The organism is Streptomyces montanisoli (genome assembly GCF_017813245.1).
GTDB lineage: Bacteria > Actinomycetota > Actinomycetes > Streptomycetales > Streptomycetaceae > Streptomyces > Streptomyces montanisoli.
The window spans coordinates 16,214-40,791 of the sequence record NZ_JAGIQL010000033.1 but is presented as its reverse complement, the minus strand read 5'-3'; the positions used below and the strand labels follow the sequence as shown (position 1 = coordinate 40,791).

General features: G+C 72.7%; 21 protein-coding genes. 5 read left to right on the top strand and 16 right to left on the bottom strand.

Annotation, left to right across the window (positions count from 1 at the left end; all coding sequences use genetic code 11):
• Positions 1 to 374 precede the first annotated feature (374 nt).
• The 6 genes from JFN87_RS11120 to rpmG form a co-directional block, all read right to left on the bottom strand.
• Positions 375 to 1,835 (bottom strand): GH1 family beta-glucosidase, encoded by a 1,461-nt coding sequence (locus JFN87_RS11120; protein ID WP_209339826.1) that lies wholly within the window; start codon positions 1,833 to 1,835, stop codon positions 375 to 377.
• Positions 1,836 to 2,054: 219 nt separating this feature from the next.
• Complete coding sequence (locus JFN87_RS11115) at positions 2,055 to 3,017, bottom strand: SDR family NAD(P)-dependent oxidoreductase (protein WP_209339825.1); 963 nt, start codon at positions 3,015 to 3,017, stop codon at positions 2,055 to 2,057.
• Positions 3,018 to 3,098: 81 nt separating this feature from the next.
• The gene (locus JFN87_RS11110; RefSeq protein ID WP_209339824.1) at positions 3,099 to 4,112 is read right to left on the bottom strand and encodes a DUF2510 domain-containing protein; all 1,014 of its coding nucleotides are present in this window, start codon (positions 4,110 to 4,112) and stop codon (positions 3,099 to 3,101) included.
• Positions 4,113 to 4,163: 51 nt separating this feature from the next.
• A complete protein-coding gene (locus tag JFN87_RS11105; protein WP_209339838.1) occupies positions 4,164 to 5,609 on the bottom strand; it encodes an AMP-binding protein in 1,446 nt (481 codons plus the stop codon).
• A gap of 406 nt (positions 5,610 to 6,015) precedes the next feature.
• Positions 6,016 to 6,279, bottom strand: a complete 264-nt coding sequence (locus tag JFN87_RS11100) for a type B 50S ribosomal protein L31 (RefSeq protein ID WP_030904738.1) — start codon at positions 6,277 to 6,279, stop codon at positions 6,016 to 6,018.
• A gap of 51 nt (positions 6,280 to 6,330) precedes the next feature.
• Complete coding sequence (gene rpmG / locus JFN87_RS11095) at positions 6,331 to 6,495, bottom strand: 50S ribosomal protein L33 (RefSeq protein WP_209339823.1); 165 nt, start codon at positions 6,493 to 6,495, stop codon at positions 6,331 to 6,333.
• 304 nt (positions 6,496 to 6,799) lie between these two features.
• Between rpmG and JFN87_RS11090 the strand changes: the two genes are divergently transcribed.
• Both JFN87_RS11090 and JFN87_RS11085 read left to right on the top strand, forming a co-directional pair.
• Positions 6,800 to 7,447 carry a histidine phosphatase family protein gene (locus tag JFN87_RS11090; RefSeq protein ID WP_209339822.1) on the top strand — a complete coding sequence of 216 codons (648 nt, stop codon included), beginning with the start codon at positions 6,800 to 6,802 and terminating at the stop codon, positions 7,445 to 7,447.
• 196 nt (positions 7,448 to 7,643) lie between these two features.
• The gene (locus tag JFN87_RS11085; RefSeq protein WP_209339821.1) at positions 7,644 to 9,143 is read left to right on the top strand and encodes an MFS transporter; all 1,500 of its coding nucleotides are present in this window, start codon (positions 7,644 to 7,646) and stop codon (positions 9,141 to 9,143) included.
• Positions 9,144 to 9,236: 93 nt separating this feature from the next.
• Here the strand turns inward: JFN87_RS11085 and JFN87_RS11080 are convergent, their stop codons facing one another.
• The 5 genes from JFN87_RS11080 to JFN87_RS11060 form a co-directional block, all read right to left on the bottom strand.
• Positions 9,237 to 10,421, bottom strand: a complete 1,185-nt coding sequence (locus JFN87_RS11080; RefSeq protein WP_209339820.1) for a hypothetical protein — start codon at positions 10,419 to 10,421, stop codon at positions 9,237 to 9,239.
• Between the two features lie 261 nt (positions 10,422 to 10,682).
• Positions 10,683 to 10,886, bottom strand: coding sequence for a cold-shock protein (locus JFN87_RS11075; RefSeq protein ID WP_209339819.1), 204 nt, complete (start codon positions 10,884 to 10,886; stop codon positions 10,683 to 10,685).
• A gap of 245 nt (positions 10,887 to 11,131) precedes the next feature.
• Entirely contained in the window at positions 11,132 to 12,115 is a 984-nt protein-coding gene (locus JFN87_RS11070; protein WP_209339818.1) for an aldo/keto reductase, read from the bottom strand.
• 72 nt (positions 12,116 to 12,187) lie between these two features.
• Positions 12,188 to 13,132, bottom strand: a complete 945-nt coding sequence (metF, locus tag JFN87_RS11065) for a methylenetetrahydrofolate reductase [NAD(P)H] (protein WP_209339817.1) — start codon at positions 13,130 to 13,132, stop codon at positions 12,188 to 12,190.
• A 96-nt stretch (positions 13,133 to 13,228) separates the two neighbouring features.
• Positions 13,229 to 14,266 (bottom strand): SDR family oxidoreductase, encoded by a 1,038-nt coding sequence (locus tag JFN87_RS11060; protein WP_209339816.1) that lies wholly within the window; start codon positions 14,264 to 14,266, stop codon positions 13,229 to 13,231.
• Between the two features lie 118 nt (positions 14,267 to 14,384).
• On the opposite strand from JFN87_RS11060, the gene JFN87_RS11055 reads away from it, so the two are divergent.
• Positions 14,385 to 14,975 (top strand): TetR/AcrR family transcriptional regulator, encoded by a 591-nt coding sequence (locus JFN87_RS11055; RefSeq protein ID WP_209339815.1) that lies wholly within the window; start codon positions 14,385 to 14,387, stop codon positions 14,973 to 14,975.
• Between the two features lie 34 nt (positions 14,976 to 15,009).
• Here the strand turns inward: JFN87_RS11055 and JFN87_RS11050 are convergent, their stop codons facing one another.
• From JFN87_RS11050 to JFN87_RS11035, 4 genes are all read right to left on the bottom strand, one after another.
• Positions 15,010 to 15,567 carry a cupin domain-containing protein gene (locus JFN87_RS11050; protein ID WP_209339814.1) on the bottom strand — a complete coding sequence of 186 codons (558 nt, stop codon included), beginning with the start codon at positions 15,565 to 15,567 and terminating at the stop codon, positions 15,010 to 15,012.
• 25 nt (positions 15,568 to 15,592) lie between these two features.
• The gene (locus JFN87_RS11045; protein WP_307865401.1) at positions 15,593 to 16,825 is read right to left on the bottom strand and encodes a cytochrome P450; all 1,233 of its coding nucleotides are present in this window, start codon (positions 16,823 to 16,825) and stop codon (positions 15,593 to 15,595) included.
• Between the two features lie 2 nt (positions 16,826 to 16,827).
• Positions 16,828 to 17,979 carry a type III polyketide synthase gene (locus JFN87_RS11040; protein ID WP_209339813.1) on the bottom strand — a complete coding sequence of 384 codons (1,152 nt, stop codon included), beginning with the start codon at positions 17,977 to 17,979 and terminating at the stop codon, positions 16,828 to 16,830.
• Positions 17,980 to 18,330: 351 nt separating this feature from the next.
• Positions 18,331 to 19,461, bottom strand: a complete 1,131-nt coding sequence (locus tag JFN87_RS11035) for an enolase C-terminal domain-like protein (RefSeq protein WP_245179202.1) — start codon at positions 19,459 to 19,461, stop codon at positions 18,331 to 18,333.
• Between the two features lie 77 nt (positions 19,462 to 19,538).
• Here JFN87_RS11035 and JFN87_RS11030 point away from each other — a divergent pair, with 77 nt between their 5' ends.
• Complete coding sequence (locus tag JFN87_RS11030) at positions 19,539 to 20,105, top strand: response regulator (protein WP_443732202.1); 567 nt, start codon at positions 19,539 to 19,541, stop codon at positions 20,103 to 20,105.
• An 84-nt stretch (positions 20,106 to 20,189) separates the two neighbouring features.
• On the top strand, positions 20,190 to 20,828 hold the full coding sequence (locus JFN87_RS11025; protein ID WP_209339811.1) for a GNAT family N-acetyltransferase: 639 nt from the start codon (positions 20,190 to 20,192) through the stop codon (positions 20,826 to 20,828).
• A gap of 74 nt (positions 20,829 to 20,902) precedes the next feature.
• On the opposite strand, the gene JFN87_RS11020 is transcribed toward JFN87_RS11025, so the two are convergent.
• A complete protein-coding gene (locus JFN87_RS11020) occupies positions 20,903 to 24,358 on the bottom strand; it encodes a phosphodiester glycosidase family protein (RefSeq protein WP_307865400.1) in 3,456 nt (1,151 codons plus the stop codon).
• Positions 24,359 to 24,578 lie beyond the last annotated feature (220 nt).

Here is a 24,578-nt window from a genome sequence, read left to right as displayed (position 1 = left end):
ACGCAGACCCTCACTCTGCGATCAAGTGTTCCTGTGGGGAACATGAGTTGCCCAAAGGAATACCAAAGGAACCGCATGTTCAGGTCAAACCGCAGGTCAGGCACGTGTAGGTGCCATGGATTCAGATGCCCTTGATCCGGGCTTACTTGGGAGACGAAGGCGGCGACACCACGACATTGCGCAGCACACGGCAGAAGCCGGACAAGCCGGTAGAGGTGGGGGCGAGAGCCGCGGCAGACACCAAAGGCCGGGCAGACGGCGTAAAGCGGGGACGGCCCCGAGCCGGGCCCCACCCGCGCGCACATCGGCCGGCCGCCGCACACGCCGTGCGGCGCGGGCGGCGGCCGGCCGGTGCATGGCCGCTCTAGTCGCGGCTACCGCGAGAGGGCGTCCCGGGTGGGCAGTGCGCCCGTCCGCGCGACCTGCGCGTACCAGCGCGCGCTGGACTTGGGGATGCGCGCTTGCGTCTCGTAGTCCACGTACACGGCACCGAAGCGCTTGCTGTACCCGTACCCCCACTCGAAGTTGTCGAGGAGCGACCAGAGGAAGTAGCCGCGCACGTCGACCCCCGACGCGATCGCGCGGTGCACCTCGGAGAGGTGCCCGTGCAGGTAGTCGATGCGCTCGGGATCGTCCACCCGGCCGTCCCCGGCCACCTCGTCGTCGAAGGCGGCGCCGTTCTCGGTGATGACGATCGGCAGGCCGGGGTGTTCGCGTGCGACGCGCTGCAGCAGGTCGTACAGGCCGGTGGGGTCGATCCCCCAGCCCATGGCCGTCTTGCGGCCTTCCGCCTGCTGGAAGGCGACACCTTCGCCTGCCGGCCAGGGGCTGTGCACGCTGACTCCGTGCCCGTCGGAGTTGTGCGCGCCGCCACCCTCGTCGTGCGCGACCAGCGTCGGCGAGTAGTAGTTCACGCCGAGGAAGTCGAGGGGCTGCTGGATGATGTCGGTGTCGCCCTCGCGTACGAAGGACCAGTCGGTCAGATGGGCGGTGTCGGCCCGCACGTCCTCCGGGTAGATCCCCGCGAGCATGGGGCCCGTGAAGACGCGGTTGGCGGTGCCGTCGATGCGGCGGGCCGCGTCCAGGTCCTGCGGCGACCGTGTCATCGGCCTGATCTGGTGGAGGTTGAGCGTCACGGACACCTGGGAGCCGGCCGGAAGGCGGTCGCGCAGTTGCCGTACGGCGAGCCCGTGCGCCAGGTTGAGGTGATGGGCGGCGCGCAGCGCGTCGGCGTGGTCGGTCCTGCCGGGGGCGTGCACACCTGACCCGTAGCCCAGGAAGGCGCTGCACCACGGCTCGTTGAGCGTCGTCCAGGTGCGGACACGGTCGCCGAGGGCGTCCGCGACGATGCCCGCGTACTCGGCGAACCGGTACGCCGTCTCGCGCGCCGGCCAGCCACCGGCCTCCTCGAGCTCCTGCGGGAGGTCCCAGTGGTAGAGCGTGGCGACGGGCTGGATGCCCTTCTCCAGAAGGCCGTCGACGAGCCTGCTGTAGAAGTCGATGCCCTTCGCGTTCGCGGGACCGCTGCCGGTGGGCTGGATCCTCGGCCAGGCGACGGAGAATCGGTAGGCGCCGACGCCGAGGTCCCCGAGTATGCCGAGGTCCTCGGCCCAGCGGTGGTAGTGGTCATCGGCCACGTCGCCCGTGTCGCCGCCGAGCACCCTGCCCGGGGTGTGCGCGTAGACGTCCCAGATGGACGGCGTGCGGCCGTCCTCCCGCACGGCGCCCTCGATCTGGTACGAGGCGGTGGCCGTGCCCCAGAGGAAGTCCGGCGGGAACGTGATCGACCGGGCGGGGTCGGGGGCCTGGTCTGTGGTGGGTGCTGACGTGGCCACGGGGGTCCTTCCAGGAGGTTCTGCGTACGGGTCGACGGCGGCAGCCGATCCCGAGAGCGCTCTCAGAAGTCTCCCGCTCCTGGGAGCGCTCTCAGGACGGTCCCAGCGTCCCCGTACCCACCCGACCGCGTCAAGTACGTCCCAAGGCGTGCGTCACGTGCGCACCCACAGCCAAAGGACGCGGCCGGCCGGGTCGAGCCGCCCCGGCGTGCGGAGGGATCAGGACACCGACGCGAACGCGTTGACACCCGTCAGGTCCGCGGACAGGCGCCAGAGCCTCGTCGCCTGGGCCGCGTCGACCGCGTACGCCTGCACGCCGCCGGAGGCTCCCGCACCCTCGGCGAGGGGCGCGATGTCGCAATCCTCGCAGTAGACGCCGCCCGCCCCGTCGAGCTGGGGGGAGGTCGCCGCCCACACCTCCGTCGCCGCGCCCTGCTCCGGCGTCTTGAAGGAGTCTCCGATCGCGTTCCCCTCCTCGTCGATCCAGCCGAACGCGACCATCTCCTCCTTGGGCAGGTGTCGCTGGAGCGGCGTGAGGATGCCACCGGGATGGATCGCGAAGGCCCGGATGCCCGAGGTACGGGCGAGCCGGTCGAGTTCGACGGCGAAGAGGACGTTGGCCGTCTTCGCCTGGCCGTACGCCTCCCACTTGTCGTAACCGTGCTCGAACTGCACGTCGTCCCAGCGGATGGCCGAGCGCCGATGGCCCGCGGACGACACCGAGACCACGCGTGCGCCGTCGGACACCGCCGGCCATACCCGGTTGACCAGCGCGAAGTGCCCGAGATGGTTGGTGGCGAACTGCGCCTCCCAGCCCGGTCCCACCCGGGTCTCGGGGCAGGCCATGATGCCCGCGTTGTTGATGAGCACGTCGATCGGGCGCCCGGACGCGAGGAAGCGCTCCGCGAAGGAGCGGACGCTGTCGAGGTCGCCGAGGTCCAGCCGGTCGACCTCGACGCCCTTGATCCCGGCGAGCGCCTCTTCGGCCGCCCCGGGCCGCCTCGCGGGGACGACGACGTGCGCGCCCGCGCCCGCGAGGGCGCGCGTCGCCTCGATGCCGAGGCCCGAATAGCCTCCGGTGACGAGGGCGAGCCTGCCCGTGAGGTCGATTCCTCGCAGGACCTCAGCGGCCGTGGTCCGAGGCCCGAATCCTGATCCGATGCTCTGCTGTGGCGTGGTCATGCGGTGCACGCTACGGATTCGAGTGCACTCCAGGTCAAGACCGCCCGGGCACCGGCGCGCCGGGAGCCGCCCGGCGCCGGGTCACACGCCCTGGCCGCTGCCACCGCCGCTCGCCGGAGCCGCCTTGATGCCGCTGACCATCTTGTCGAGCACGCTGAGCGAGGGCGCCTTGCTGTTGATGTCGAATCCGGCACGCACCAGCACGAGTTGCCCGTCCACCGTGGGCGAGGGGAAGGCGAGCGACTCGACGTAGCCGTCGTCACCCTTGCTCGTGACGACCTTCCACCGCACGAAGTAGCCCTCCTTCCCCGCCACTTTCACGGCTCCGGACTTGAGCTCCTTGTGCGAGGTGATCGTGCCGTAGATCCCTCCGGCGCCGTACGACTCCTTGGCGTTGCCCGCGATGTCCTGCTCCGCCGCCTCCTTGGCCGTGGACCCGGTGTTCTTGAGTGCGGCCGCGGGGGCGGAGAAGACCCCGCCGCGCACGCAGGTCTGCTTCGCGGCGCCGGGGCAGGCGTAGCTCCCCGTCGTGACGCCCGCGCCCTCGAGGCCCGACTGGCCCTTCCAGCCGCTGGGCACGGGGAGGTCGATGCCGCTGGCCGCGTCCGTCGCGAACCCGGGCTCCGTCTGCGGGAGTTGACCCTGGCCCTCGCCGCCCTGCGAAGAGCCGCCGCCGGTGTCACCGCCGCCGAGACCGCCACTGTCACCGCCGAGGCCGCCGGACCCGCCGTTCGCGCCGCCCTGTCCCCCGCCGCCCTGCCCCGGCTGCGAGGAGGCGGAGGGCGCGGGGCCCGCGGCCTTCGCTCCACCGCCGCCGCTGTCCTTGCCGAGCAGGTAGAAGCCGCCCGCGAGCGCGACGACCACGACACCCGCGACGACCGACACCGCGATCCTGCGGCCCCGGCGCCCTCGCGGCGGCTGCGCCGGCGCATACCCGGGGTGGGCGGGAAACGCGGTCGCCGCGTTCCACGTTTCGGCGGTCGCGGGGCGCAGGTGGTCGGTCCAGGCGGATCCGTCCCACCACCGCTGCTGGAGAGGGCGGTCGTCCGGCTGCCCGGGGTCGGGGTACCAGCCGGGAGGAGTCGAGTTGGTCACTCGACCACTCTATTCAGCTTGTCGTACTTACTGGTGAGAGGGGGATGAGAATCAGCGCGCGAGCGCACGCTTGGTGATCTTGCCCATCTCGTTGCGCGGCAGGGCGTCGAGGAACCGCACCTCACGGGGACGCTTGTGCGCGGCGAGCTGGGCCGCGACGTGCGCGGTCAGTTCGCCTGCCGTGGGCGGGGAGGCCGGGTCGGCGGGCACGATCCAGGCGACGACGTGCTCGCCGAGGTCCTCGTCCGGCTCTCCCGTGACGGCGGCCTCGGCGACGGCGGGGTGGTCGAGCAGGACGTTCTCGACCTCTCCCGCGCCGATCTTGTAGCCGCCGCTCTTGATGAGGTCGGTGGCCCTGCGTCCGACGATGCGGACGTACCCGTCGCCGTCGCGCGTGGCCATGTCCCCGGTGCGGAACCAACCGGAGCTGAACGCTGCCTCGGTGGCGTCCGGCCGGTTCAGGTAGCCGGTGAACAGGTTCTCCCCGCGCACCTGGATCTCTCCGATGGTCTCGCCGTCGTACGTGCCGAGCACGTCGCCCGCGTCGTCGACGAGCCGCAGTTCCACGCCGGGCAGCGGCACGCCGACGGTTCCGGCGCGCGGAGAGCCCGGGCGGACGCTGGTGTTCATGAGGGTCTCGGTCAGACCGTACCGCTCGACCACCTGCCTGCCCGTGGCCTCGGTGATCCTTCGGTGGTCGGGCGCGGGCAGCGGCGCCGATCCCGAGACCAGCAGGCGGGCGCCGGACAGCGCGGCCGCGAGTTCCGCGTCGTCCGGCAGCGCCTTCGCGATGCGGTGGTACATCGTCGGGACGCCGAAGAGCACGGTGCCGCCCGCGGTCAGCTCGCGCGTGACCGCGGACGTCTCGAACCTGCCGAGGTGGCGCATCGAGCCGCCTCGCCGCAGCGGGCCGAGCACCCCGAGCACCAGGCCGTGGACGTGGAACAGCGGCAGCGCGTGGACGACCACATCGTCGCCGCCCCACCCCCAGGCGTCGGCCAGCGCGTCGAGGGTGGCGGCGATGGCGCGCCGCGGCAGGACCGCGCCCTTCGGCGGGCCGGTGGTGCCGGACGTGTAGATGATCAGGGCCGGTGTCTCGGGGCCCGGCTCGTCGGGCAGTGGTACGGCAGGGCCACCGGCCGCCGGCGCGGCGGGCACGGCGACGCGTTCGATCCCGTCGAGGGCAGCAGGCAGGACGGCGTCCGGCTCCGCGACGACGAGCGTGGGCGTGGAATCCGTGACGACGTGGCGCAGCTCGCGCTCCCCGCTGCGTGGGTTCAGCGGCACGGCCGCCACTCCGGCGAGCAGCGCGGCGACGACCGCGACGGCGGTGTCCGCGCTCGGTGTGGCCCAGACGGCGACACGGCCGGCGCCCTTGATCCTGGCCGCGAGCGCGGTCGCCGTGGCCGTCAGCTCCGCGTATCCGACCGTTCGCGGGCCGAAGCGCAGGGCGGACCGCCCGTCGGGGTCGGCGAGGGACGGGAAGAGCGGGGACACACGGGGGGCTGCCGGCTGCTGCGTCATGCCGGGCAGTATGCCGGGTCGGCGCCCGGGGGTGGGAGGAGGCCTGCGCGGCGGCCCGGAGAGCAGGATGCCCGGAGCACTGGCGCACTGGCGCACTGGCGCACTGGACAGGAAAAAGCCCCGGCTGGTTCGGGGGATACCAGCCGGGGCCGTTCGAGGGTGGTCGCGAAGGGCGGTCGCCTCTCGGCGAAAGGCTCCATGGGGCTTCAGCCGAACGATCTTCCCCATGGGCTATGAGTGGGCCCGGGGACACTGTCCCCTTCGCGGCCACGTCTTCGTCAACGCCGTACCGCACCCGCTTGTTCCGGCCCGCCGCCCCCGGCGCCTGTGAACCGCGCCACGCGGGCGGGGACGGGAACGGGAGCGGGTCAGACGTTGGTCAGCCGTTGGACTTCCCGCGGTACGAGCCGTACTTGCGCTCGAACCTCTCCACGCGGCCGGCCGTGTCCACGACCCGGCCCTTGCCGGTGTAGAACGGGTGGCTCGCGGACGAGATCTCGACGTCGACGACAGGGTAGGTGTTGCCGTCCTCCCACTCGACGCTCTTGTCGGAGTCGAGCGTCGAGCGTGTGAGGAAGGCGTCACCGGTGGCGGTGTCGCGGAAGACGACCGCACGGGACTCGGGGTGGATTCCAGGCTTCATTGCGTACTCTTCCTTCCTCGGTGGCGGACGCTGTGCGGGTACCCCCGCTGGTCAGCGCGATTCGCGGTACAGCACGTGCGCCCCGGCGGCCGGGTCGAACTTGCGCAGTTCGAGGCGGTCGGGGTGGTTGCGCCGGTTCTTGCGCGTCACGTACGTGTGGCCGGTGCCGGCCGTCGACCGCAGGGTGACGACGGGGCGTATCTCACTGCGTGCCATGCGTGCTCCAGACGTTCTCCGCGACACCGTCCCGGCGGATCCCGGTGCTCCGGGACACCTGCCGAACACGGGTGTCGTGTTCATCAAGCGGTTCCGCACGGTGTAACGCGCCCCTGGCCGGTCGCATTCCCGCCGTGTCCGGGAAGCCGGTACAGGAGACACTGGGAGAAAGTCCGGGAGGCGCACCTGCGGCCACGGCGGCCGGCCGGCGCCGGAATGCGCCACGTCACGGCCGGGTTGTTCCCCCCGGAGACGGCCGAGGGCCGTACGAACGACGCGAGCGGGAAAGCGGGTGGCAACCCCCATGGGCGAGTTGATCCTGGTACGGCACGGCGAGACCGAGTGGACGCTGTCAGGACAGCACACCGGCAACACGGACATCCCGCTCACGGAGCACGGCGAGGACCAGGCGCGCGCGGTCGCACCCTTGCTCGCCGACCGCACCGTCGGACTCGTCCTGGTCAGCCCGCTGGGCCGCACGGAGCGGACCGCCGAGCTCGCGGGGCTGACGGAGTACCGGGTGACGACCGACCTGCACGAGTGGGACTACGGCGGCTATGAGGGGATCACCACCGACGAGATCCACCGCACGCGCCCCGGCTGGGACCTGTGGACGGACGGCGTGACGCCCGGCGACGCCGACCACCCCGGAGAGACGCCCGAGCAGGTGGGCGCGCGCGCCGACCGGGTGCTGGACCTGGCGCGCAAGGCCCTGGCGGAGAGCGACGACGACGTGGCGCTGGTGTCCCACGGGCACTTCCTGCGCGTGCTGACGGCCCGTTACCTGGGGCTCGACGCCTCAGCGGGGAGCCTGTTCAAGCTGGAGACCGGCACGGTGTCCCGGCTGGGCACCGAGCACGACCGCCCGGTGATGACGGCGTGGAACCTTCAGGTCCCCGAGAGCGTGCTCCGCGCGGAACTGCGTGCCAAGGAGGGGTCCGGCACCGTGTGACGCACGTGCCGTCAACGGTCGGCCCGCCGGTGTCACCCGATCGGGCTGTCTCCCCCGCTCTGTCACCGACTCGCCCCAACGCGACGCGGGCTGTGACGGTTTATCCACTTTGATCATCGGGTAACCGCAGCCAACCGTCCTCGGCGCCGCCGCGCCGTGGCCCGACAGAACGCGCCGCCGGCCAGGAGTGCAGACGATGACTGAATCCTCGCAGCCCGAGATCGGAACGGTCACCACGCGCGTGCCGTCGAGACTGGACCGGCTGCCCTGGTCCCGGTGGCACTGGATGATCGTGATCGGCCTCGGCACCGTCTGGATTCTGGACGGCCTGGAAGTGACCGTCGTCGGCAACATCGCGAGCCGGCTCTCCGAGAAGGGCAGCGGTCTCGCCATCACCGACGGCCAGGTGACGGGGGTCGGCGCCGCGCTCTACGTGGCGGGGGCGTGCGCGGGTGCGCTGGTATTCGGCTGGCTCACCGACCGCTTCGGCCGCAAGAAGCTGTTCATGGTCACGCTGGCGGTGTACCTCGCCGCCACCGCGGCCACGGCTCTCTCCTTCGCCGCCTGGTGGTTCTTCCTGTTCCGGTTCCTCACCGGCTTCGGGATCGGGGGCGAGTACGCGGCGATCAACTCCGCCATCGACGAGCTCATCCCCAGCAAGTACCGCGGCCGGGTCGACCTGATCATCAACGGCAGCTACTGGCTGGGGGCCGTCGGCGGCGCGTTGCTCTCGGTGCTGGCCCTGAACACGAACATCTTCCCCAAGGACCTGGGCTGGCGGCTCACGTTCGCGCTCGGTGTGGTGCTCGGCCTGGTGATCCTGCTGGTGCGCCGCCACGTGCCGGAGAGCCCCCGGTGGATGTTCATCCACGGGTACGAGCGCCAGGCGGAGGACCTGGTGTCCGACGTCGAGCGGCAGGTGGAGGACGAGAAGGGGGGCCGGCTGCCCGAGGCGGAGGGCTCCATCACCGTCGAGCAGCACCGCACGATCAGTCTGTGGACCATCGCGAAGACACTGACGACCGGTTATCCGAAGCGCGCCGTGCTCGGTTTCTCGCTCTTCGTCGGCCAGGCGTTCCTGTACAACGCCATCACCTTCGGCTTCGGTTCGATCCTGGTGAACTTCTTCGACGTGTCGAGCGGTTCGACCGGTTACTTCTTCGCCGCCATCGCCGTCGGCAACTTCCTGGGCCCGCTTCTGCTGGGCAAGCTGTTCGACACCGTGGGCCGGCGGAAGATGATCTCCGGTACGTACATCCTCTCCGGCATCCTCCTGTTCGCCACGGCCTGGGTCTTCGACGCGGGCTTGCTGAACGCCACCACGATGACGGTGTGCTGGGGCGTCGTGCTGTTCTTCGCCTCCGCGGGCGCGAGTTCCGCCTACCTGACGGTCAGCGAGGTCTTCCCGATGGAGACGAGGGCGCTCGCGATCGCCCTGTTCTACGCGGTCGGCACCGCGGCGGGCGGCATCTCGGGGCCGCTGGTCTTCTCGTCCCTGACGAGCAGTGGGAACGTCGGCGACGCGGTGCTCGCGTTCTGCATCGGCGCGGGTCTGATGACGGCCGCGGGGCTCGTCGCGGTGTTCCTCGCCGTGTCCGCGGAGGGCAGGTCACTGGAGGACATCGCCACTCCCCTGTCGGCGCGTGGTGGCAAGGACGGCGGTACACGGCCCACTCCGAGCGCGCCGGCCGTCTGACGGCCGCGCTCGGCGGCCTCGCCGGACGGCCGCACGTGAGGCGCCCCGGGCCGGTCGGTCCGGGGCGCCTCACGTGCGGTGACGGTGGCGGCCTTACGAGCTGACGTCGCTCGCGGTGGCCTCCGTCCTGCGGTGCATCAGCGCCGAGCCGGACAGCGCCAGTGCGACGATCGCACACACCAGCGCGACGCTCCTTGCCCAGGTGTACGCGCCGGCGAGGGTGCTGGCCGGCAGGCCGACACTGCCGAAGCCGACCATGAACTGGACGACGAGGACGGCGGCGCCCGCCACCGCGCTCGCCGCCCAGATCCACACCATGTCCTGGACCGTCAGCCACACGGCGAGCACCAGGCACACCACCGTGACGACCACGGCGAGTGCGTCGGCCGTGCCGCCGGAGCGCAGTTCGGTCAGGTCACGCGGCAGGTGGACGAGGCCCATGGCCAGCAGCGCCACCGCGGCGGGCCAGCGCAGCGCGGACCGCAGTGCCCGCAGTGTGCCGGCGGCGGAGGGCTCAGGGTCCGCCGCCGCGTCCTGGGCGGAGCGCTGGGGCCTGGCGGCGGCGGCCGGCACGAACCGGAACGTGTCCGCGTCCGCCGGCCGCGGCGCGGCCGGCCTGGCAGCCTCCTGCGCCGCGGCCCGTGACGTCGCGGTGTCCGGCGTCGCGCTGACCGGCGCCGCGGTTTCCGGCGTCACGGTGTTGGACGCCGTGGGCCCGGCCGCCGCGGCCCGCTGCTCGCGCGTCTCGGTCCGTACGGCCTGCGCCGTGGCGCGGTCCTCGGGCGCCGTCGCCCGGGCCGCCGCCTTCTCGGGCATGACGGGCACCGGTTCGGGCGCGGGGGCGGACGCCGGTGCGGCGTCGGTCCTGCGCGCGGCGCGCTCGGCGCTCACCCGCCGGGAGACGCGCCTCTGGCCGCCCTCCTCCTCGGTGCCGAGGATGCTGACGAGTTGCACGACGTCCTCGATGGGGCGGCCCACCGCGACGGCGCGGAGCGTGGTGTCGGCCTCATCGGCCTGCTGCGGCGGCTCGTTGAGCATGCGGACGAGCTGCCTGACCTCGTCGAGCGGCCTGGCGACAGCGGCTGCCCTGAGCGCCTCGTCGGCCGGGCTCGGCACCTCGCCGGTGCGCCGCAGCAGGGCGACGAGCGCGGCGACCTCGTCCAGCGGACGGATCGTCGCCGCCGTCCACAGCAGGGTGCGTATCGGTTCGTGGTTGTGGGCCTGGTCCTCGCCCGGGCCCGTATGGTCCTGTCGTGCGGTCTGCGTATGGGGTGACATGGGCGCGGCTCCCTCTGACGGACAACCACGGGTGGGGCACACACCGTGTGGATCACTGCGCCACGGGGGGCGCTGGCTTGTGTCCCATCAGAGCTGTTCGCGAGGGGGTGCGCCATCGGGGGACGTGCAGACGAGGGACCCGGGCGCCCGCGCGGGGCGGCGCGGCAACGCCGCGAACAAGGGCGTGGGCCCGGTGGCGACTGCCGCCGGACCCACGCCCCGCGTCGACCACGCGCCCGCCAAGCGGCGGGCCGTGACGGGTCAGGAGGGCGAGATGTTCTCCGCCTGCGGGCCCTTGTTGCCCTGAGTGACGTCGAAGGTGACCTTCTGGCCCTCCGCCAGCTCGCGGAAGCCGGTCATCGCGATGTTGGAGTAGTGCGCGAAGACGTCGGGACCGCCGCTGTCCTGCGCGATGAAGCCGAAGCCCTTCTCCGAGTTGAACCACTTGACGATGCCACTGGCCATGCCGATTCTCCGTTTTCCGGGACACGAGGGCCCCGCACCGTACGGGAGCCCGGAGGTGATCGCCCTGGTCCGTGGACGCGCTGAACAACACGAACGCCCGTAACGGAGCGTCACGGGCGAGCGGCACTTCGGAACCACGACAGCTGATGGCGACGCTACATCGCCGGGCGCGGTCCAGCCACAGAAGACGGCCCCCCGTGTCCGCCCCGTGTCGCCTGGCGCGCCCCGTGGTTCACCCCCGCGGCCTACCAGCGGCCGTGGACGGACGCCCGCAGCCTGCGGTCGTAGAGGTCGCGCACACCGTCGAGCACCCGGTCCGGCAGCGCGGGCAGCGCGGCGGCCGACGCGTTGGCCCGCGCCTGTGCCACCGACCTGGCGCCCGGGATGACGCTGCTCACGCCGTCCTGCTGGATGATCCAGCGCAGCGCGGTCGCCGCCGGGGCTGCGCCGTCGGGGGCGAGCGCGGCGAACTCGGCGGCCGCGGCGAGGCCGGTCTCGTAGTCGACGCCGGAGAAGGTCTCGCCCTGGTCGAACGCCTCGCCGTGCCGGTTGAAGGACCGGTGGTCGTCCGGGGCGAAGACGGTGTCCTTGGTGTACTTGCCGGTCAGCAGGCCGGAGGCGAGCGGGACGCGCGCGATGATGCCGACGCCCGCCGCGCGCGCGGCGGGCAGCACCTCGTCGAGCGGCTTGAGGCGGAAGGGGTTGAGGATGATCTGCACACTGGCGACGCCGGGGCGTGCGATGGCGGTGAGCGCCTGGGCGCAGGTCTCGACGCTCACACCGTAGGCGGCGATGCGCCGCTCCTCGACGAGCGTGTCGAGCGCGTCGAAGACCTCGTCCGAGGCGAAGACGGCGGTGGGCGGGCAGTGCAGCTGGACGAGGTCGAGGGTGTCCACGCCGAGGTTGGTGCGCGACCTGTCGTTCCAGGCCCTGAAGTTGTCCAGGACGTAGTTCTCGGGCAGCTGCTCGGCGCGGCGGCCCATCTTCGTGGCCACGAAGACCCCGGCGTCGGGGCGGCGCTTGAGGTAGCCGCCGATGATCTGCTCGCTTCGCCCGTCGCCGTAGACGTCGGCGGTGTCGAAGAAGGTCACACCCGACTCGACGGCCGCGTCGAGCACGGCGGCGGCGTCCGCCTCCGCCACGTCGCCCCAGTCGGCCCCCAGCTGCCAGGTGCCGAGTCCGACCACGGACACGTCACGTCCGGTCCTGCCCAATACGCGCTGCTCCATGGGGGCATCGTACGACGGGGCGCCCGGGCGGCCGGGCGCGCGGTCCCCCGGTCGGACGAGGACCGCGGGCGGTCAGCGCGGGAGGGTGGCGAGCGGTGGTGCGGGGCGGGGCCCCACGCCGAGGTTCTGGTGGATCTCCAGCGTCGCCGTCGAGCGGTTCAGGGTGATGTAGTGCAGTCCGGGCGCGCCCTCCGCGAGCAGCCGTTCCGCCATGGTGGTCGCGTACTCGACACCGATCCTGTGCCCCTCGGCGGGGTCCTCGCGCGCCGCGTCCAGTCGCCGCGCGAGGGCGTCGGGGAAGCGTGCGTCGCTCAGCTCGGCGAACCGGCTGATCTGGCGCACGTCGGTCGCGGGCATGATCTCCGGGATGATCGGGGTGGCGCAGCGGGCCGCGGCGAGGCGGTCGCGCAGCCGCAGGTAGTCCTCCACGTCGAAGAACATCTGGGTGATGGCGTAGTCGGCGCCCGCCCTGCACTTGGCGGCGAAGTGCGCCACGTCGCTCTCCCAGTCCGCCGAGCGGGGGTGGCGTTCGGGGAAGGCGGCCACGCCCACCGTGAAGTCCCCGAGCTCCTTGATGAGGGAGACGAGCTCACCGGCCTGCGTGAAGCCCTCCGGGTGGGGCACCCAGGGCCCCTTCGGGTCGCCCGGCGGGTCGCCGCGCAGGGCGAGCACGTCGCGGATGCCCGCGTCGGCGTACTGGCCGATGATGTGGCGCAGCTCCGCCACGGAGTGGCCGACGGCGGTGAGGTGGGCGACGGGCCGCAGGGTGGTCTCGGCCGCGATGCGCTTGGTCACCTCGATGGTCCGGCCGCGCGAGGAGCCGCCCGCGCCGTACGTCACCGAGACGAAGGACGGTGCGAGCGCCTCGATCCTGCGGATCGCCTTCCACAGTGTCCGCTCCGCCGCCTCCGTCTTCGGCGGGAAGAACTCGAAGGAGAACGAGGGCAGGCCGGACGCCAGCAGGGCGCGCAGGCCCTGGCCGTCGGGGTGCGGACGCTGCGCGGTCGTGGCCGCCATGCGGGGGTCCTTCCTCCGGTACGGGCGACGACGTGGCGCGTCGCGCGCGTCCAGCCTAGGGCTTTTCGTCCGTGCCCCGTTGGGCCGCGGCCCGCTTCACGTGTTCTTCACGAGTCCGAGCGCGATCAGGCTCTCGGCGCAGGCGATGATCGCCTCCTCGTTCGTCCTGGGCCGCCAGCCGAGGACGTTTCGCGCCTTGTCCGCGCTCGTCTTCTTGACCTTGCCGAGTTCCGGCACGAAGCCGCGCAGGGACGCGTCCGCGCGTGCGGCCAGGCGCACCAGGACGTCCGGCAGTCGGCGTGTGGGGACGCGCGCGCCGGCCGGCCCGAGGCCGTCGCGCAGCACGCGCGCGACCTCGGCGACCCACATCGGCGCGCCCGCCGCGGCGAGGAAGCGCTCGCCGCGGGCGGCGGGGTCGGTCATCGCCCGCAGGTGGAGGTCGACGACGTCACGGACGTCGACGAAGCTGAAGGACAGGCGCGGCAGCGCGGGCATGTCGCGGCCGAGCAGGCGCTGGATCAGCGTGACGGACGTCGAGCAGTCGGGGCCGAGCACCGGCCCGAGCACGCCGACCGGGTTGACGACCGCGAGTTCGAGGGGCCCGCCCTCGCGTTCCACGAAGTCCCACGCGGCGCGCTCGGCGAGGGTCTTGGACTTCGCGTAGGGGGCGACGTGCGCGCCGGCGAGGTCGGTCCAGTCCTCCTCCGTGAACGTCCTGTCCAGGTCGGCGTGGCCGTAGCTGATCGACGCGACGGAGGAGGTGAGCACGACCCTGCGCACCCCCGCGTCGCGTGCGGCGCGCAGTACGCGCAGTGTGCCGTCGCGCGCGGGGACGATCAGTTCGTCCTCGTCCCGGGGCACGGTCGCGGGGAAGGGCGACGCGACGTGCAGGACGTATGCGCAGCCCTTCACCGCGGCGGCCCACCCCTCGTCCGACGTGAGGTCGGCCACCGCGAACTCGAGCTCTTCGCCCGGCTCGGCGGCGCCCGTGCGCAGCATCCCCCGGACTACCTGCTCGCGGCCCGGCGCGCGCACGGTCGTGCGCACCGTGCGGCCTGTCTCGAGCAGCCGCAGCACGGCATGTGCCCCCACGAACCCCGAGCCCCCGGTGACCAGCACCGTTTCACCGCTCATGGTGTTTCACTCCCCATCGCTCCGCGTTCGGTTCCCTTCGACGGTAGCGCACTTATGACCGAGCGGTCAGTTTTTTATGACCGCAGGGTCATTTCTGTGTGCTCCTACAATGGCTCTCGTGCCTCCATCTCCCGCCGACAGCGCGCGCTCCGGCTCCACGCCGGTGACCCCGAAGGGAAGGGGCACCAAGGAGTCCCTGCTCAAGGCCGGCGAGGCCGTCGCCGAACGCGAAGGCCTCGCAGGGCTGAGCGTCTCGGCGGTAGCCGCCCGGGCAGGGGTTGCGAAGGGCACCTTCTACGTCTACTTCCCGGACCGTGACGCGTTCGTCGACGCCCTCCACCAGCGTTTCTACGACCAGGTCGCCGACCGCGTCTCGACGGCCGTCGCCGGCTTCGAACCCGGCCGCGAACTGCTCGTCGCCGCCGTCGACGCCTACCTCGACGTGTGCCTGGCCAATCACGGCGTGAAGGCACTGGTCTTCGAGATGTCGGCGCGGGGCGTGATGACGGAGGCGATGGCCGAGCGCGTGGCACGCCTGACGAAGCTCGCCGAGCCGAGTGTGCGCGCGCTCGGCATGACTCCGGCGCGGATCTCCACCCGCCTGATCATGGCGCTCGCCTCCGAGGCCGCCCTCATCGAGCTCGAGGCCGGCCACAAGGTGCCCTCCGCCCGCGGCACGGTTCACGCCCTGCTCAACGCGGAGCGATAGTCGCGGGTGTTCGCGCCGGCCTCAGGCGCCGGCGTCAGGCGTCGTGGCGCAGCGGGGTGAGCTGCTCGATGTCGTAGCGCACCCTGAGCGCGTCGATGGCCGCGAGGTCGGGCGGTCCCCCCTGCTTCAGGATGTCCAGCAGCTCGTCGAAGTACCGCTCGTGGTCGGAGGGCGGTGACGACTGGAAGAACATCTTCGCCGGGGCATCGCCCCGGTTGGCGAAGGCGTGCGGGCAGCCGGGCGGTACCGCGATGACGGTGCCCGGCTCGGCCCGTACGGCGGTGAGCCCGGACTCCGACTCCCAGTGCCGCCAGTCCCCCGTCAGGACACGCGGCTCGAAGGCCATCACGTCGAGTACGCCCTCGAGGACGTAGAACAGTTCCTCGCTGTGGGTGTGGCGGTGCGCGCCTACGTCGAAGCCCGGCGGCACGACCACCTCGAAGCTGGACGAGACCCTGGAGTGCTCTCCGGTGACCTTGAACGTCACGTGCTGGGCCGCGGTGTGCACGGTCCTGCCGCCGCCCGGCGGTACGACGAGCCCTTCGGAAGCTGCGGCACCCTGCTCGCGCGCGGTCAGGGTCAGGTCGGTCATGCGGCGCTCCCTGTCGCTCGTGCGGTCATGCGATGTCCCAGGTGACCGGCAGGTTCTCGGGTCCGCGGATGAGCGCGCCACGCCGCCAGCGGATGTCTTCGGGCGGGACGGCGAGCCGCAGTCCCGGCAGGCGGTCGAGGAGGGTGGCGAGCGTGATGCGCGACTCCAGCCGCGCCAGCATAGGGCCGACGCAGTAGTGCGGGCCGTGGCCGAAGGAGAAGTGCGCGGTCTGCTCGCGGCCGAAGTCGAGCGTGTCCGGGTCGGCGAAGACGCCGGGGTCGCGGTTGGCCGTGAGATAGGAGGCGTAGACGGCGTCACCTGCCCTGATGGTCGCGCCGCCGACGGTGACGTCCTCCAGGGCGATGCGGGAGAGGCCGACGCCGTTGCGGTGCGGGATGAACCGCAGCAGTTCCTCGATCGCCGCGGGCATCAGCGCGGGGTCCTCCCGCAGCCGCCGCAGCTGATCGGGGTGAGTGAGCAGCGCGTAGAGCATGTTGGCGCTGTTGTTGGTGACGGCGTGCGCGCCGCTGACCTGGATGAGGACCGCGAGGGCGACGGCCTCGGGCAGGGTCAGCTCGTCGTCGGCGACGGCGTGTGACAGCAGCGAGGCGAGGGTGTCGTCGCCGGGCGCCGTGCGGCACAGCAGGCCGGTGAAGTAGGCGCCGATCTCCTGCTTCGCGCGGTCACTGTGCTCCTTGCCGTGGGCGGACGAGAGGATCGAGGCGGTCCAGCCCTTCATCAGGGGGCCGTCCTCCTTCGGCACGCCGACGACCTCGCTCACCACGGCGAGCGGGAAGAGCCCGTTGACGTGGGCCATCAGGTCGGCGGGCGCGCCCTCGGCGAGCATCGCGTCGACGAGCCCGTCCATGACGCGCTGGGCGCTCTCCTCGACCCGCGCCACGGCGCGCGAGGTGAAGGCCTTGGCGACGGAGCGGCGCAGCCTGGTGTGGTCGGGCGGGTCGGCGAACCCGACGGCGCCCTCCAGCGGGATGAAGTGCGGCGCCAGCCGGGTGACGGAGCGTCCGACGACCGCCTGCCTGCTGAAGCGTGCGTCGTTGGTGACCTGTTTGACGTCCTCGTAGCGCGTCACGAGCCAGGCGAAGCCCTCGCCGTTGGGCAGCCTGATCCGGGAGACGGGGTCCTCGCGCAGCATCTCGTCGAGGAACGGGTCGAACTCCAGGCCCGGCAGATCGGGAACGTCCCAGAACCTGACGCCGCCGTGACCGGGCGCGTCGGGGGCGGCAACGTGTGTCGTCACGGTCAGAGCACCGTCTCCGTCGGGGCGTCGGTGCCGTGGCCCGCGGCCGTGCCGCGCAGCGCGGAGCCCAGCACCTGCCGCTCGGTGGTGAGGGCTGCCTCGGAGAGCTCGCTCGCCCAGCGGCCGAGGCACATCTCGGCGGTGATCCCGGGTCCGAAACCGGCGACGATGCCGCGCGCGCCGTCGGCCGTGCCGCCCTCGTCGAAGAGGCGGCGGATGGCGTCGAGGACGACCGCGCTGGCGATGTTGCCGTACTCGGTGAGCGTGGCGCGGCTGAACCGGAAGGCCTCCGGGGGTACTTCGAGGAAGCGGCTCAGGTCGTCGAGGATGCGGGGGCCGCCCGCGTGGATGATGTAGAAGTCGAGCTCGCCGGCGTCCCAGCCGTGCTGTGCCGCCATGGTTCGCAGCGCGGGCGCGAGCGGCTCCATGGTGGTGGGCACCCGCTTGTCGAGCAGGAAGTGGAAGCCGGTGGACCGGACGCTGTAGGCGATCCACCCGGTGGTGTCGGGCACGAGGTGCGATCCGTTGCGCTCCAGCGAGATGCCGGTGCCGCCCTTGCCGCGCACGACACTCGCCGCGACGGCGTCGCCGAACAGGCCGTTGGACAGCAGGGAGCCGACGCCCAGGTCCGTGGGCTGGTAGCACAGGGAGCAGAACTCGCAGGCCACGATGAGGACGTTGGCGTCCGGGTAGGCCTCGCAGAAGTCGTGGGCCCGGTTGATGGCCGCTCCCCCGGCGGCGCAGCCGAGCTGCGCGATGGGCAGCTGCCTGGTGTGGCCGGGGAAGCCCATGGTGTTGATCAGCCAGGCGGTCAGCGAGGGCATCATGAAGCCCGTGCACGACACGTAGACGATCATGTCGATGTCTTCGGGGCGCAGCTCCGCGTTGCCTAGCGCCTCCGTGACCACCCGCGGCACGCGGGCCTTCGCCTCGGTCTCGTACATCGCGTTGCGGCTCTCGAAGCCCGGGTGCTTGAGCGTCTCCTCGATCGGCTGCACGAGATGCCGCTTCGCCACTCCGGTGTTGCCGATCAGCCTGAGCGCGAGCGGTAGCTGGGGGTGGTCGGGATGGAGGGTGCGGGCGAGCTCGAGTGTGTCCTCCATCGTGATGACGTGCTCGGGTACCGAGACGGCAGGCTTGCACAGGGTCGGCACGACACTCTCCTTGTTCGGATCCACCGGGGCAGCGACTGCGGCCCACCCTCGGCGGCGGCACGGGACCCCGCAACCTGAGAATTCCATGAGTGGGACGCCCGGGCGTGTCGCCGCGAGCGCGCCGTGTCGTCCGTCCGGCGGGCACTCGAAGAGGCGACAGGCGGCGCGGCGCCCCCCGGACCGCGGGCAACCGTGCGTCAGCGCCCGCGGCAGCCGCTGCGATCGGCGCGGATCACCTTCCCGCGCGCTCCCACCTGGACCGCGGCTGTTCGGCGGAGCGCACGACCCGGCGCGTGCGCGTCCGGCCGCCCGATCCGCCTCGCGCTGCCGGCGGGACTCCGTGCGGGTGTGTCATGCCACGCGGTGGCGCCGTGCGTGCTCGCGTCTGAGGACGAGTCCGAGACCCGGCTCGCCCGAGGCGCCGGGATGCAGGGTGCCGCCCTGCGGGTCGAGGACGCCGTCGAACAGGGCCGTCTCCGCGAGGACGTGGTCGCGGCGCCACTCGACATGGCGCAGGTTCGGCACGGCCGCGGCGGCGTGCGCGTGGGCGTGCGGCGCGCCGCGTCCGGAGATCTCCAGGCCGTGGGCCTCCGCGACGGCTGCCGCCCGGAGCCAGACCGTGATGCCGCCGCAGCGGGTCACGTCGGCCTGGAGGCAGTCGACGGCGCCGGCCCCTGCCAGGCGCGCGAGGCAGGCCAGGTCGTGGCCGTCCCCGCCCGCGGTGACCTCGGCGGTGACGGCGTCCCTGACCTGCCGCAGTGCCGTCAGGTGGCGCGCCGGTACCGGCTGTTCGAACCAGCTGACACCGTCGTCGGCGAAGGCCTCCGCGATCCTGACGGCCTGTTTGACGCTGTAGCCACCGCCGGCGTCGACGTACAGCTCGTGCACGGGTCCGATGATCTCGCGTGCCACATGGACACGGTCGAGGTCGCGCTGCGGCGCCCGGCCCGCCCCTTCGCCGATCTCGATCTTGACCCGCGGGATGGACTGCTCCTCGACCCAGCCGCGCAGCTCCCGTTCCATACCGGCCTGGCCCTGGTCCACACGGCCGCCGCTGCCGTAGACCGCAACGCCGGGGGCCGCCGCGCCGAGCAGGGCGGTGAGCGGCAGGCCGGCCACGCGCGCCTTCAGGTCCCACAGGGCGATGTCGGCGGCGGAGATCGCCCCGGCGGCGAGCCCGTCGCCGCCGGCCTCCCGGAGGGCGCGTCCCATGGCCACGTGCGCCGCGGGCACGTCGTGGACGCACCGCCCGGTCACGGCGGGAGCCAGCAGGTCGTTGACCACGCGGGCCACGGCCGCGGGCCCGTAGGTCCAGCCGACCCCGGTGGCCCCTCCGGCCGACGCCTCGACGACGACCACCGTCGTCGCCTTCCCGGCCCCCTCCTCGCCGGGGCCGCCGGTGGGGACCGCATAGGCCCCGGCGTCCAGGCGGTCGACACTCACCGCGCCCTGATGCCACCGCATGTCCCCGGTCGTCCCCATCGGCATGTCTCCTCCGCCTCGCCGCCCTCGTTCCATCCTCGCGCCGGAGTGCCGGGGCGGCGCGGAGCGGACACGCCGTGTCCCGGGTCACCCGGGCGGGCGGCGGAGGCTGTTGGCGTGCGGGTTGCCACCGCATAAGCTGGAGCTTCAGGACCGCACGGCTGCCTTCGTGCCTCCCCCACCTTCCAGCGCAGGAGCAGACCGCCGTGAACACTCTCACCGACGACCGTGCGTACAGCCTCCTGCTGGTGGAGGACGACCCCGCGGACGCGCTGCTGATCGAGGACGCGCTGGTCGAACGCAGCATGGCGCGCGACATCGCGCACGTCACGGACGGCGTCGCCGCTCTCGAGCACCTGCGGGACCCGTCGAAGGACCGCCCCGACCTGATCGTGCTCGACCTCAACATGCCCCGGATGAACGGGCGCGAGCTGCTCGCCGTGCTGAAGGACGACAGCGATCTGGGCTCCATCCCGGTCGTGGTGCTGACCACGTCGTCGGCGCCCGACGACATCGAGGACGCCTACCGCCAGCACGCGAACGCCTATGTGACGAAGCCGATGAACCTGGACGAGTTCATGCGCTCCGTCCAGGACATCGACGCGTTCTTCCTCGACACGGCGGCCATCCCGCCCCGCGGCTAGGCGGCGAAAGGGCGGGACGCCCTCTGCGGGCAACGCGGCGGCGATTGGTTGTGAGAGCGCTCTCAGAAGCGGCAGAATATGGCCATGCCGTCTTCCGCCTCCGCCGCCGTGTCCGTCCGCCCGTACCGCCTTGGGGACCGTGAAGCGCTCGCGGACATCTGCGTGCGCACCGCCCATGAGGGCGGGGATGCCCGGCACCTGTACCAGGACCCCGGCGTGCTGCCCGCGATCTTCGCCGAACCGTACGCCGTGCTGGAACCCGGCCTGGCCTTCGTCCTCGACGACGGGGCAGGCCGGGCCGTCGGCTACATACTCGGCACGGGCGACACGGCCGGGTTCGTCCACGCCTTCCGCGAACGGTGGCTGCCGCGGGTCGCGGAACGCTACCCGGCCCCGTCCGCACCGCCCGCCACACCCGGCGAGGAGATGGCCGTCCTCCTCCACACGCCGGAGCGCATGGTGGTGCCCGGGCTCGCGGACCACCCGGCGCATCTGCACATCGACCTGCTGCCCGGCTGGCAGCGCAAGGGGTACGGGCGGGCGCTGATGCACACGTTCCTCGCCGCGCTGCACGCGCGGGGCGTCGGGGCGGTGCACCTGTCGATGGTGACCGCGAACACGGCCGCCCGCGCCTTCTACGACCGGCTGGGGTTCCGGGTCCTCGACGTGCCGGACCCCGGCCCGCTGACGTACCTGGGGCGGTCCACCGGCGTCGCGGCCTGACATGCGGCCAGAGCCGGTGGGCGGATGCGGCCCTACCGGGAACGGCGCGCTCCCGGCCGGGCCGTCCTGTGGCCCTACCGGCGCGTCACGTGGATCACCGCCTCGCGCGTCACACCGTCGACGGTCACCGAGAGCCGGACCGTGCCGGGCCAGCCGCGTGCCGTCAGCGTGGAGTCCTCCGGGTCGTACGTGGCCGGCCCCGTGACCCGCCAGTCCGCGCTCACCGGGAACGCCACCGGCACCGTGCGGGTCCCCTGCGACACGGTGGCCGTCACCCGCGCCTCGCCGCCCACCGGGAGTGACGAGGGCGCCGAGAGGGTCAGCGCGTCCGTGCGGGGCCGGGTCGCCACCGAGAGCCAGTCGGGTCCACCGCGCCACGGCGCGTGCCGCGCCGCGCGCTGCGTGGAAGGCGCGACGTGGTCGACGCCCACCAGCGACCAGCCGGTGAACCCGCCCTGGTCGGCCGGCGCGGAGGGGGCCTTGCCCGAGTTGCCGTTGATCAGGTAGGGGACGCCGTCGACGTGCGAGGCGTCGAACACCCCGACGTGCCCGCCGGCGAAGGCGGCGCCCTTGCCCGTGCGGTGCTGGAAGTCCGCGAGCCACTGCTCGAGCATCGCCGCCTCCTTGCGGTCGCCGAGTCGGCTGCCCTTCTGCGGCGTCGGATCGCGCGGCGGTACGTGCTCGATCACCACCACCGAGCCGATACGGTCGTCCGTCGCGGCCTCGTCCAGCTGCTCGCGCAGCTGCTCGATCTGGTCGATGCCGCCGCCCCGCAGGGTCAGGCTCGACGTGTCCAGCGTGATGAAGCGGGTGCCCTTGTGGTCGAACACCCGGTGCGCCGGGCCGAACTCGGCCGTGAAGTCGGCGATCGAACCGCCCATCACCTCGTGGTTGCCCGGCACGTAGTACCAGGGGACAGCGTCGCCCAGCTCCTCGTCGAGAACCCGGTGCGCGAACGCCAGGTCGGCGGGCGACCCCTCGTCCACCAGGTCGCCGTCGATGACGACGAAGTCGGGTTTCGCGGCCCTGATCTCGCGCAGGGTGCGCCGGGCCCGCGTGACGATGTCGCTGTCGGGCGCGGCCGCAACGAACTGGGCGTCCGACATCACGGCGAACCGCCAGTCCCTTCCCCGCGTGTCCGCCGCGGTGCTGATCAGCGGGTCGGTGCGTGGCGGCGCCGCGGGCAGGGCGACGGCCGGCGGCACCTGCGCGGCGAGGTCGTCGATCTCCACCGATCCGGTGTACGACTTCGCCGGGTCCGTCTCGGCGAGGTAGAAGCGGTACACGCTGACGGGCATCGCCACGCCCGTGGGGACGGTGAAGGTCACCTGTTTCCAGCCGGTCCAGGTGACGAACGGTCCGCGCAGCAGCTGGTCGGTGCCCGCGGCGTCCTTGAGGTGGAGGGTGGGCCAGGCTCCGTGCCCGTCGCCCTTGATCCAGAGGGTGAAGGACTGCGGCTCGCCCAGCGCAGGGATGGGCGCCGGCGGGTTGGCGTACGCGGCGCGCGTCGCCGTGGATCCGGTGAAGTCGTAGCTCATGGCGAGTGCCGTGCCGGTGTGCCCGTCGGGTGCGGCGGCGACGGAACCGCTCGCGCGCGCCTGGCTGAACGTCCAGGACGCCGCGTCGTCGAAGGACGCGACCTGCCGCTGCTCGAGCCCGACGCTGACGGCGAGCACCGTGCGTACGCCGCCGACGCTCGCGGTGATCTGCCCGCCGACGGCGCCCGGGCGTGCCGTGACCGTGAAGGAGCCCTTGCCGTCGCCCGTGACGGTGAAGCGCGCGTGGTCGTAGCCGAGCGTCACGTCCCGCGGTGCGATCGGCGCGCTGTCGCCGTGGGCGTCGAGGCCGACGAGGCCGAACGTGCCGGTGGCGGAGGCGTCGGCGAGGCCGACGCGGCGTGTCGTCGGTTCGAGCGTGGTGAGCCGGTCGAGTACCTCGAGCGTCGTGGCGCCGCTCGCCCGCCCGTGCGTGGCCCGCACGCGCGTCGAACCGCCGGAGACGGCGGTGAACAGGCCGTGCCGGTCGACGCGGCCGACGGACCGGTCGTCCGTGCGCCAGTGGGGGCTGCCTGCGGCGGGGCCGTAGGTCTCGTCGTACCCGGCGGCGGTGAGCTGCCTGGTGAGGCCGGGGAAGACGCGGTCCGGGTGACCGCCTGCGACCGGGTCGGCGGTCGGCGCCTCCGCGGCGTGCGTGCGGGTGGTGACCCAGAAGCCCTTCAGGCGCCCGCTGCCGTCGGGCGCGGTCAGCGCGAGGCCGTTGGCGACCGCGCGCTCGCTGCCGTCCGACGGGCTGTTGTCGACGTGCAGGGCGTCGCTGCCGGGCGTGCGGGTCACGAGCGTCGAGGAGCCGCCGCCGTCCAGGTTGAGCGCGCTGTACGAACCGGCCTTCTTCATGAGCGTGCCGAGTTCGGTGAGGGTGATTCCCGCGCTGTCGGCCTGGCGGCCGTCGACGGTGACGACCTGCATGCGGCTGCCGTCGCGGGAGAACCCGACCGCGGTGCGGGGTGCGGCGGTGTTGTTGCCCTCGCCGTCGTGGTTCTGGGCGACGCCGTCCACGACGAGAGGCTCGCGTCCGGAGACCGCGGTGCGTGGCACGGGTCCCGAGTCGGTGCGCGGCCGGTACGAGAGCGACACCGGGTCCCCGGGTCTGAGGGTGTCGAGGGCGGTGGCGCCGGTTCCGCGGCCGACCAGCTCCTTCGTGCCGTCGGGGATGCGGCCGCTGCCCGGCCGGTCCGCGACGGAGACGACCCTGCCGTCGCGCACGGTCACCTCGGCCACCGGGTCCTTGGCGGCGTTCACGGTCAGCGCGCGGTCGGCCGTGCCCCAGGCGGGCGTGTAGACGCCGATGGAGTCGGCGGGGACGTCGGCCGCGTTGAAGGTGGCGAGCGGTCTCTTTCCCGAGGGGAGTGTCAGCGTGCCGTCGAAGTAGAGCTGGAGGACGCGGCCCGCGCTGTCGGGTCCGAAGCCGAGGGCCTCGGAGGGACCGGCGCTGGGCGACTGCACCACGGCGCCGTTCTCGATGCCCTCGCCCTCGGGGGCGCCGGTCTCGTTGATGTCGAAGAAGTCGGCGTTGATGGCGGCGACGGTGCGGCGCCCCGGTCCCGGGTCGTGGCGCGCCGCCATGTCCGACACCGTGTCACGTCCGGAGACGGTGCCGGAGGAGAGGTAGTCGCTGTGCGTATTTGTTCCGCCGAGGTCGACGTTCAGCGCGTCGACGCGCAGCCATTTGTCGGCTTCCAGCCGGTCGAAGGAGGTGAGCCGCACGCCCGGTGCGACGGGGCGCGAGCTGCGGGCGGTCTCGATGCCGTCGGGTCCGGCCGTGGGTCCGGCCGCACCGGCGGGCGCCGCGTCGAGTCCGCCCGCGGTGGCGGGCGGTGGCGCGACGGGCCGCAGCACCTCGGCGGCGGTACGGGGATGGGGGTCGACGCCCCCGTCGGCGAGTGCGGGCGCGGCGGCCCCTGCGGTGAGCGCGGTCAGCGCGGTCACGGTGGCGAACAGCACGGCCGACCGGCCGGCGATACGTGGTCCCACACGTTCTCCTGAGGATCGCGGGTCGCCCGTGGACGGGCGGGGTCAAGACGCCAGCATCGCCGTGCACACGCCAATGATCCAGGGACGCGGGGGAACATCGCGAAGAACAGGCCGTGCCGCGCCTCGACCGTACCGGCCTCGTGCCGCCCCGTGGTGACGGCGCGTCACCCGCCCTGCGTCAGGAGGGCGGGCCGAGCGGCGGACGGGCCGGCTGACGGCC

Excerpts from the sequence above, each read along its gene's own strand:
- JFN87_RS11115 (WP_209339825.1), bottom strand. The coding sequence starts at position 3,017 with ATGACCACGCCACAGCAGAGCATCGGATCAGGATTCGGGCCTCGGACC.
- JFN87_RS11100 (WP_030904738.1), bottom strand. The coding sequence starts at position 6,279 with ATGAAGCCTGGAATCCACCCCGAGTCCCGTGCGGTCGTCTTCCGCGAC.
- rpmG (WP_209339823.1), bottom strand. The coding sequence starts at position 6,495 with ATGGCACGCAGTGAGATACGCCCCGTCGTCACCCTGCGGTCGACGGCC.
- JFN87_RS11090 (WP_209339822.1), top strand. The coding sequence starts at position 6,800 with ATGGGCGAGTTGATCCTGGTACGGCACGGCGAGACCGAGTGGACGCTG.
- JFN87_RS11085 (WP_209339821.1), top strand. The coding sequence starts at position 7,644 with ATGACTGAATCCTCGCAGCCCGAGATCGGAACGGTCACCACGCGCGTG.
- JFN87_RS11080 (WP_209339820.1), bottom strand. The coding sequence starts at position 10,421 with ATGTCACCCCATACGCAGACCGCACGACAGGACCATACGGGCCCGGGC.
- JFN87_RS11075 (WP_209339819.1), bottom strand. The coding sequence starts at position 10,886 with ATGGCCAGTGGCATCGTCAAGTGGTTCAACTCGGAGAAGGGCTTCGGC.
- JFN87_RS11070 (WP_209339818.1), bottom strand. The coding sequence starts at position 12,115 with ATGGAGCAGCGCGTATTGGGCAGGACCGGACGTGACGTGTCCGTGGTC.
- metF (WP_209339817.1), bottom strand. The coding sequence starts at position 13,132 with ATGGCGGCCACGACCGCGCAGCGTCCGCACCCCGACGGCCAGGGCCTG.
- JFN87_RS11060 (WP_209339816.1), bottom strand. The coding sequence starts at position 14,266 with ATGAGCGGTGAAACGGTGCTGGTCACCGGGGGCTCGGGGTTCGTGGGG.
- JFN87_RS11050 (WP_209339814.1), bottom strand. The coding sequence starts at position 15,567 with ATGACCGACCTGACCCTGACCGCGCGCGAGCAGGGTGCCGCAGCTTCC.
- JFN87_RS11035 (WP_245179202.1), bottom strand. The coding sequence starts at position 19,461 with ATGGGGACGACCGGGGACATGCGGTGGCATCAGGGCGCGGTGAGTGTC.
- JFN87_RS11025 (WP_209339811.1), top strand. The coding sequence starts at position 20,190 with ATGCCGTCTTCCGCCTCCGCCGCCGTGTCCGTCCGCCCGTACCGCCTT.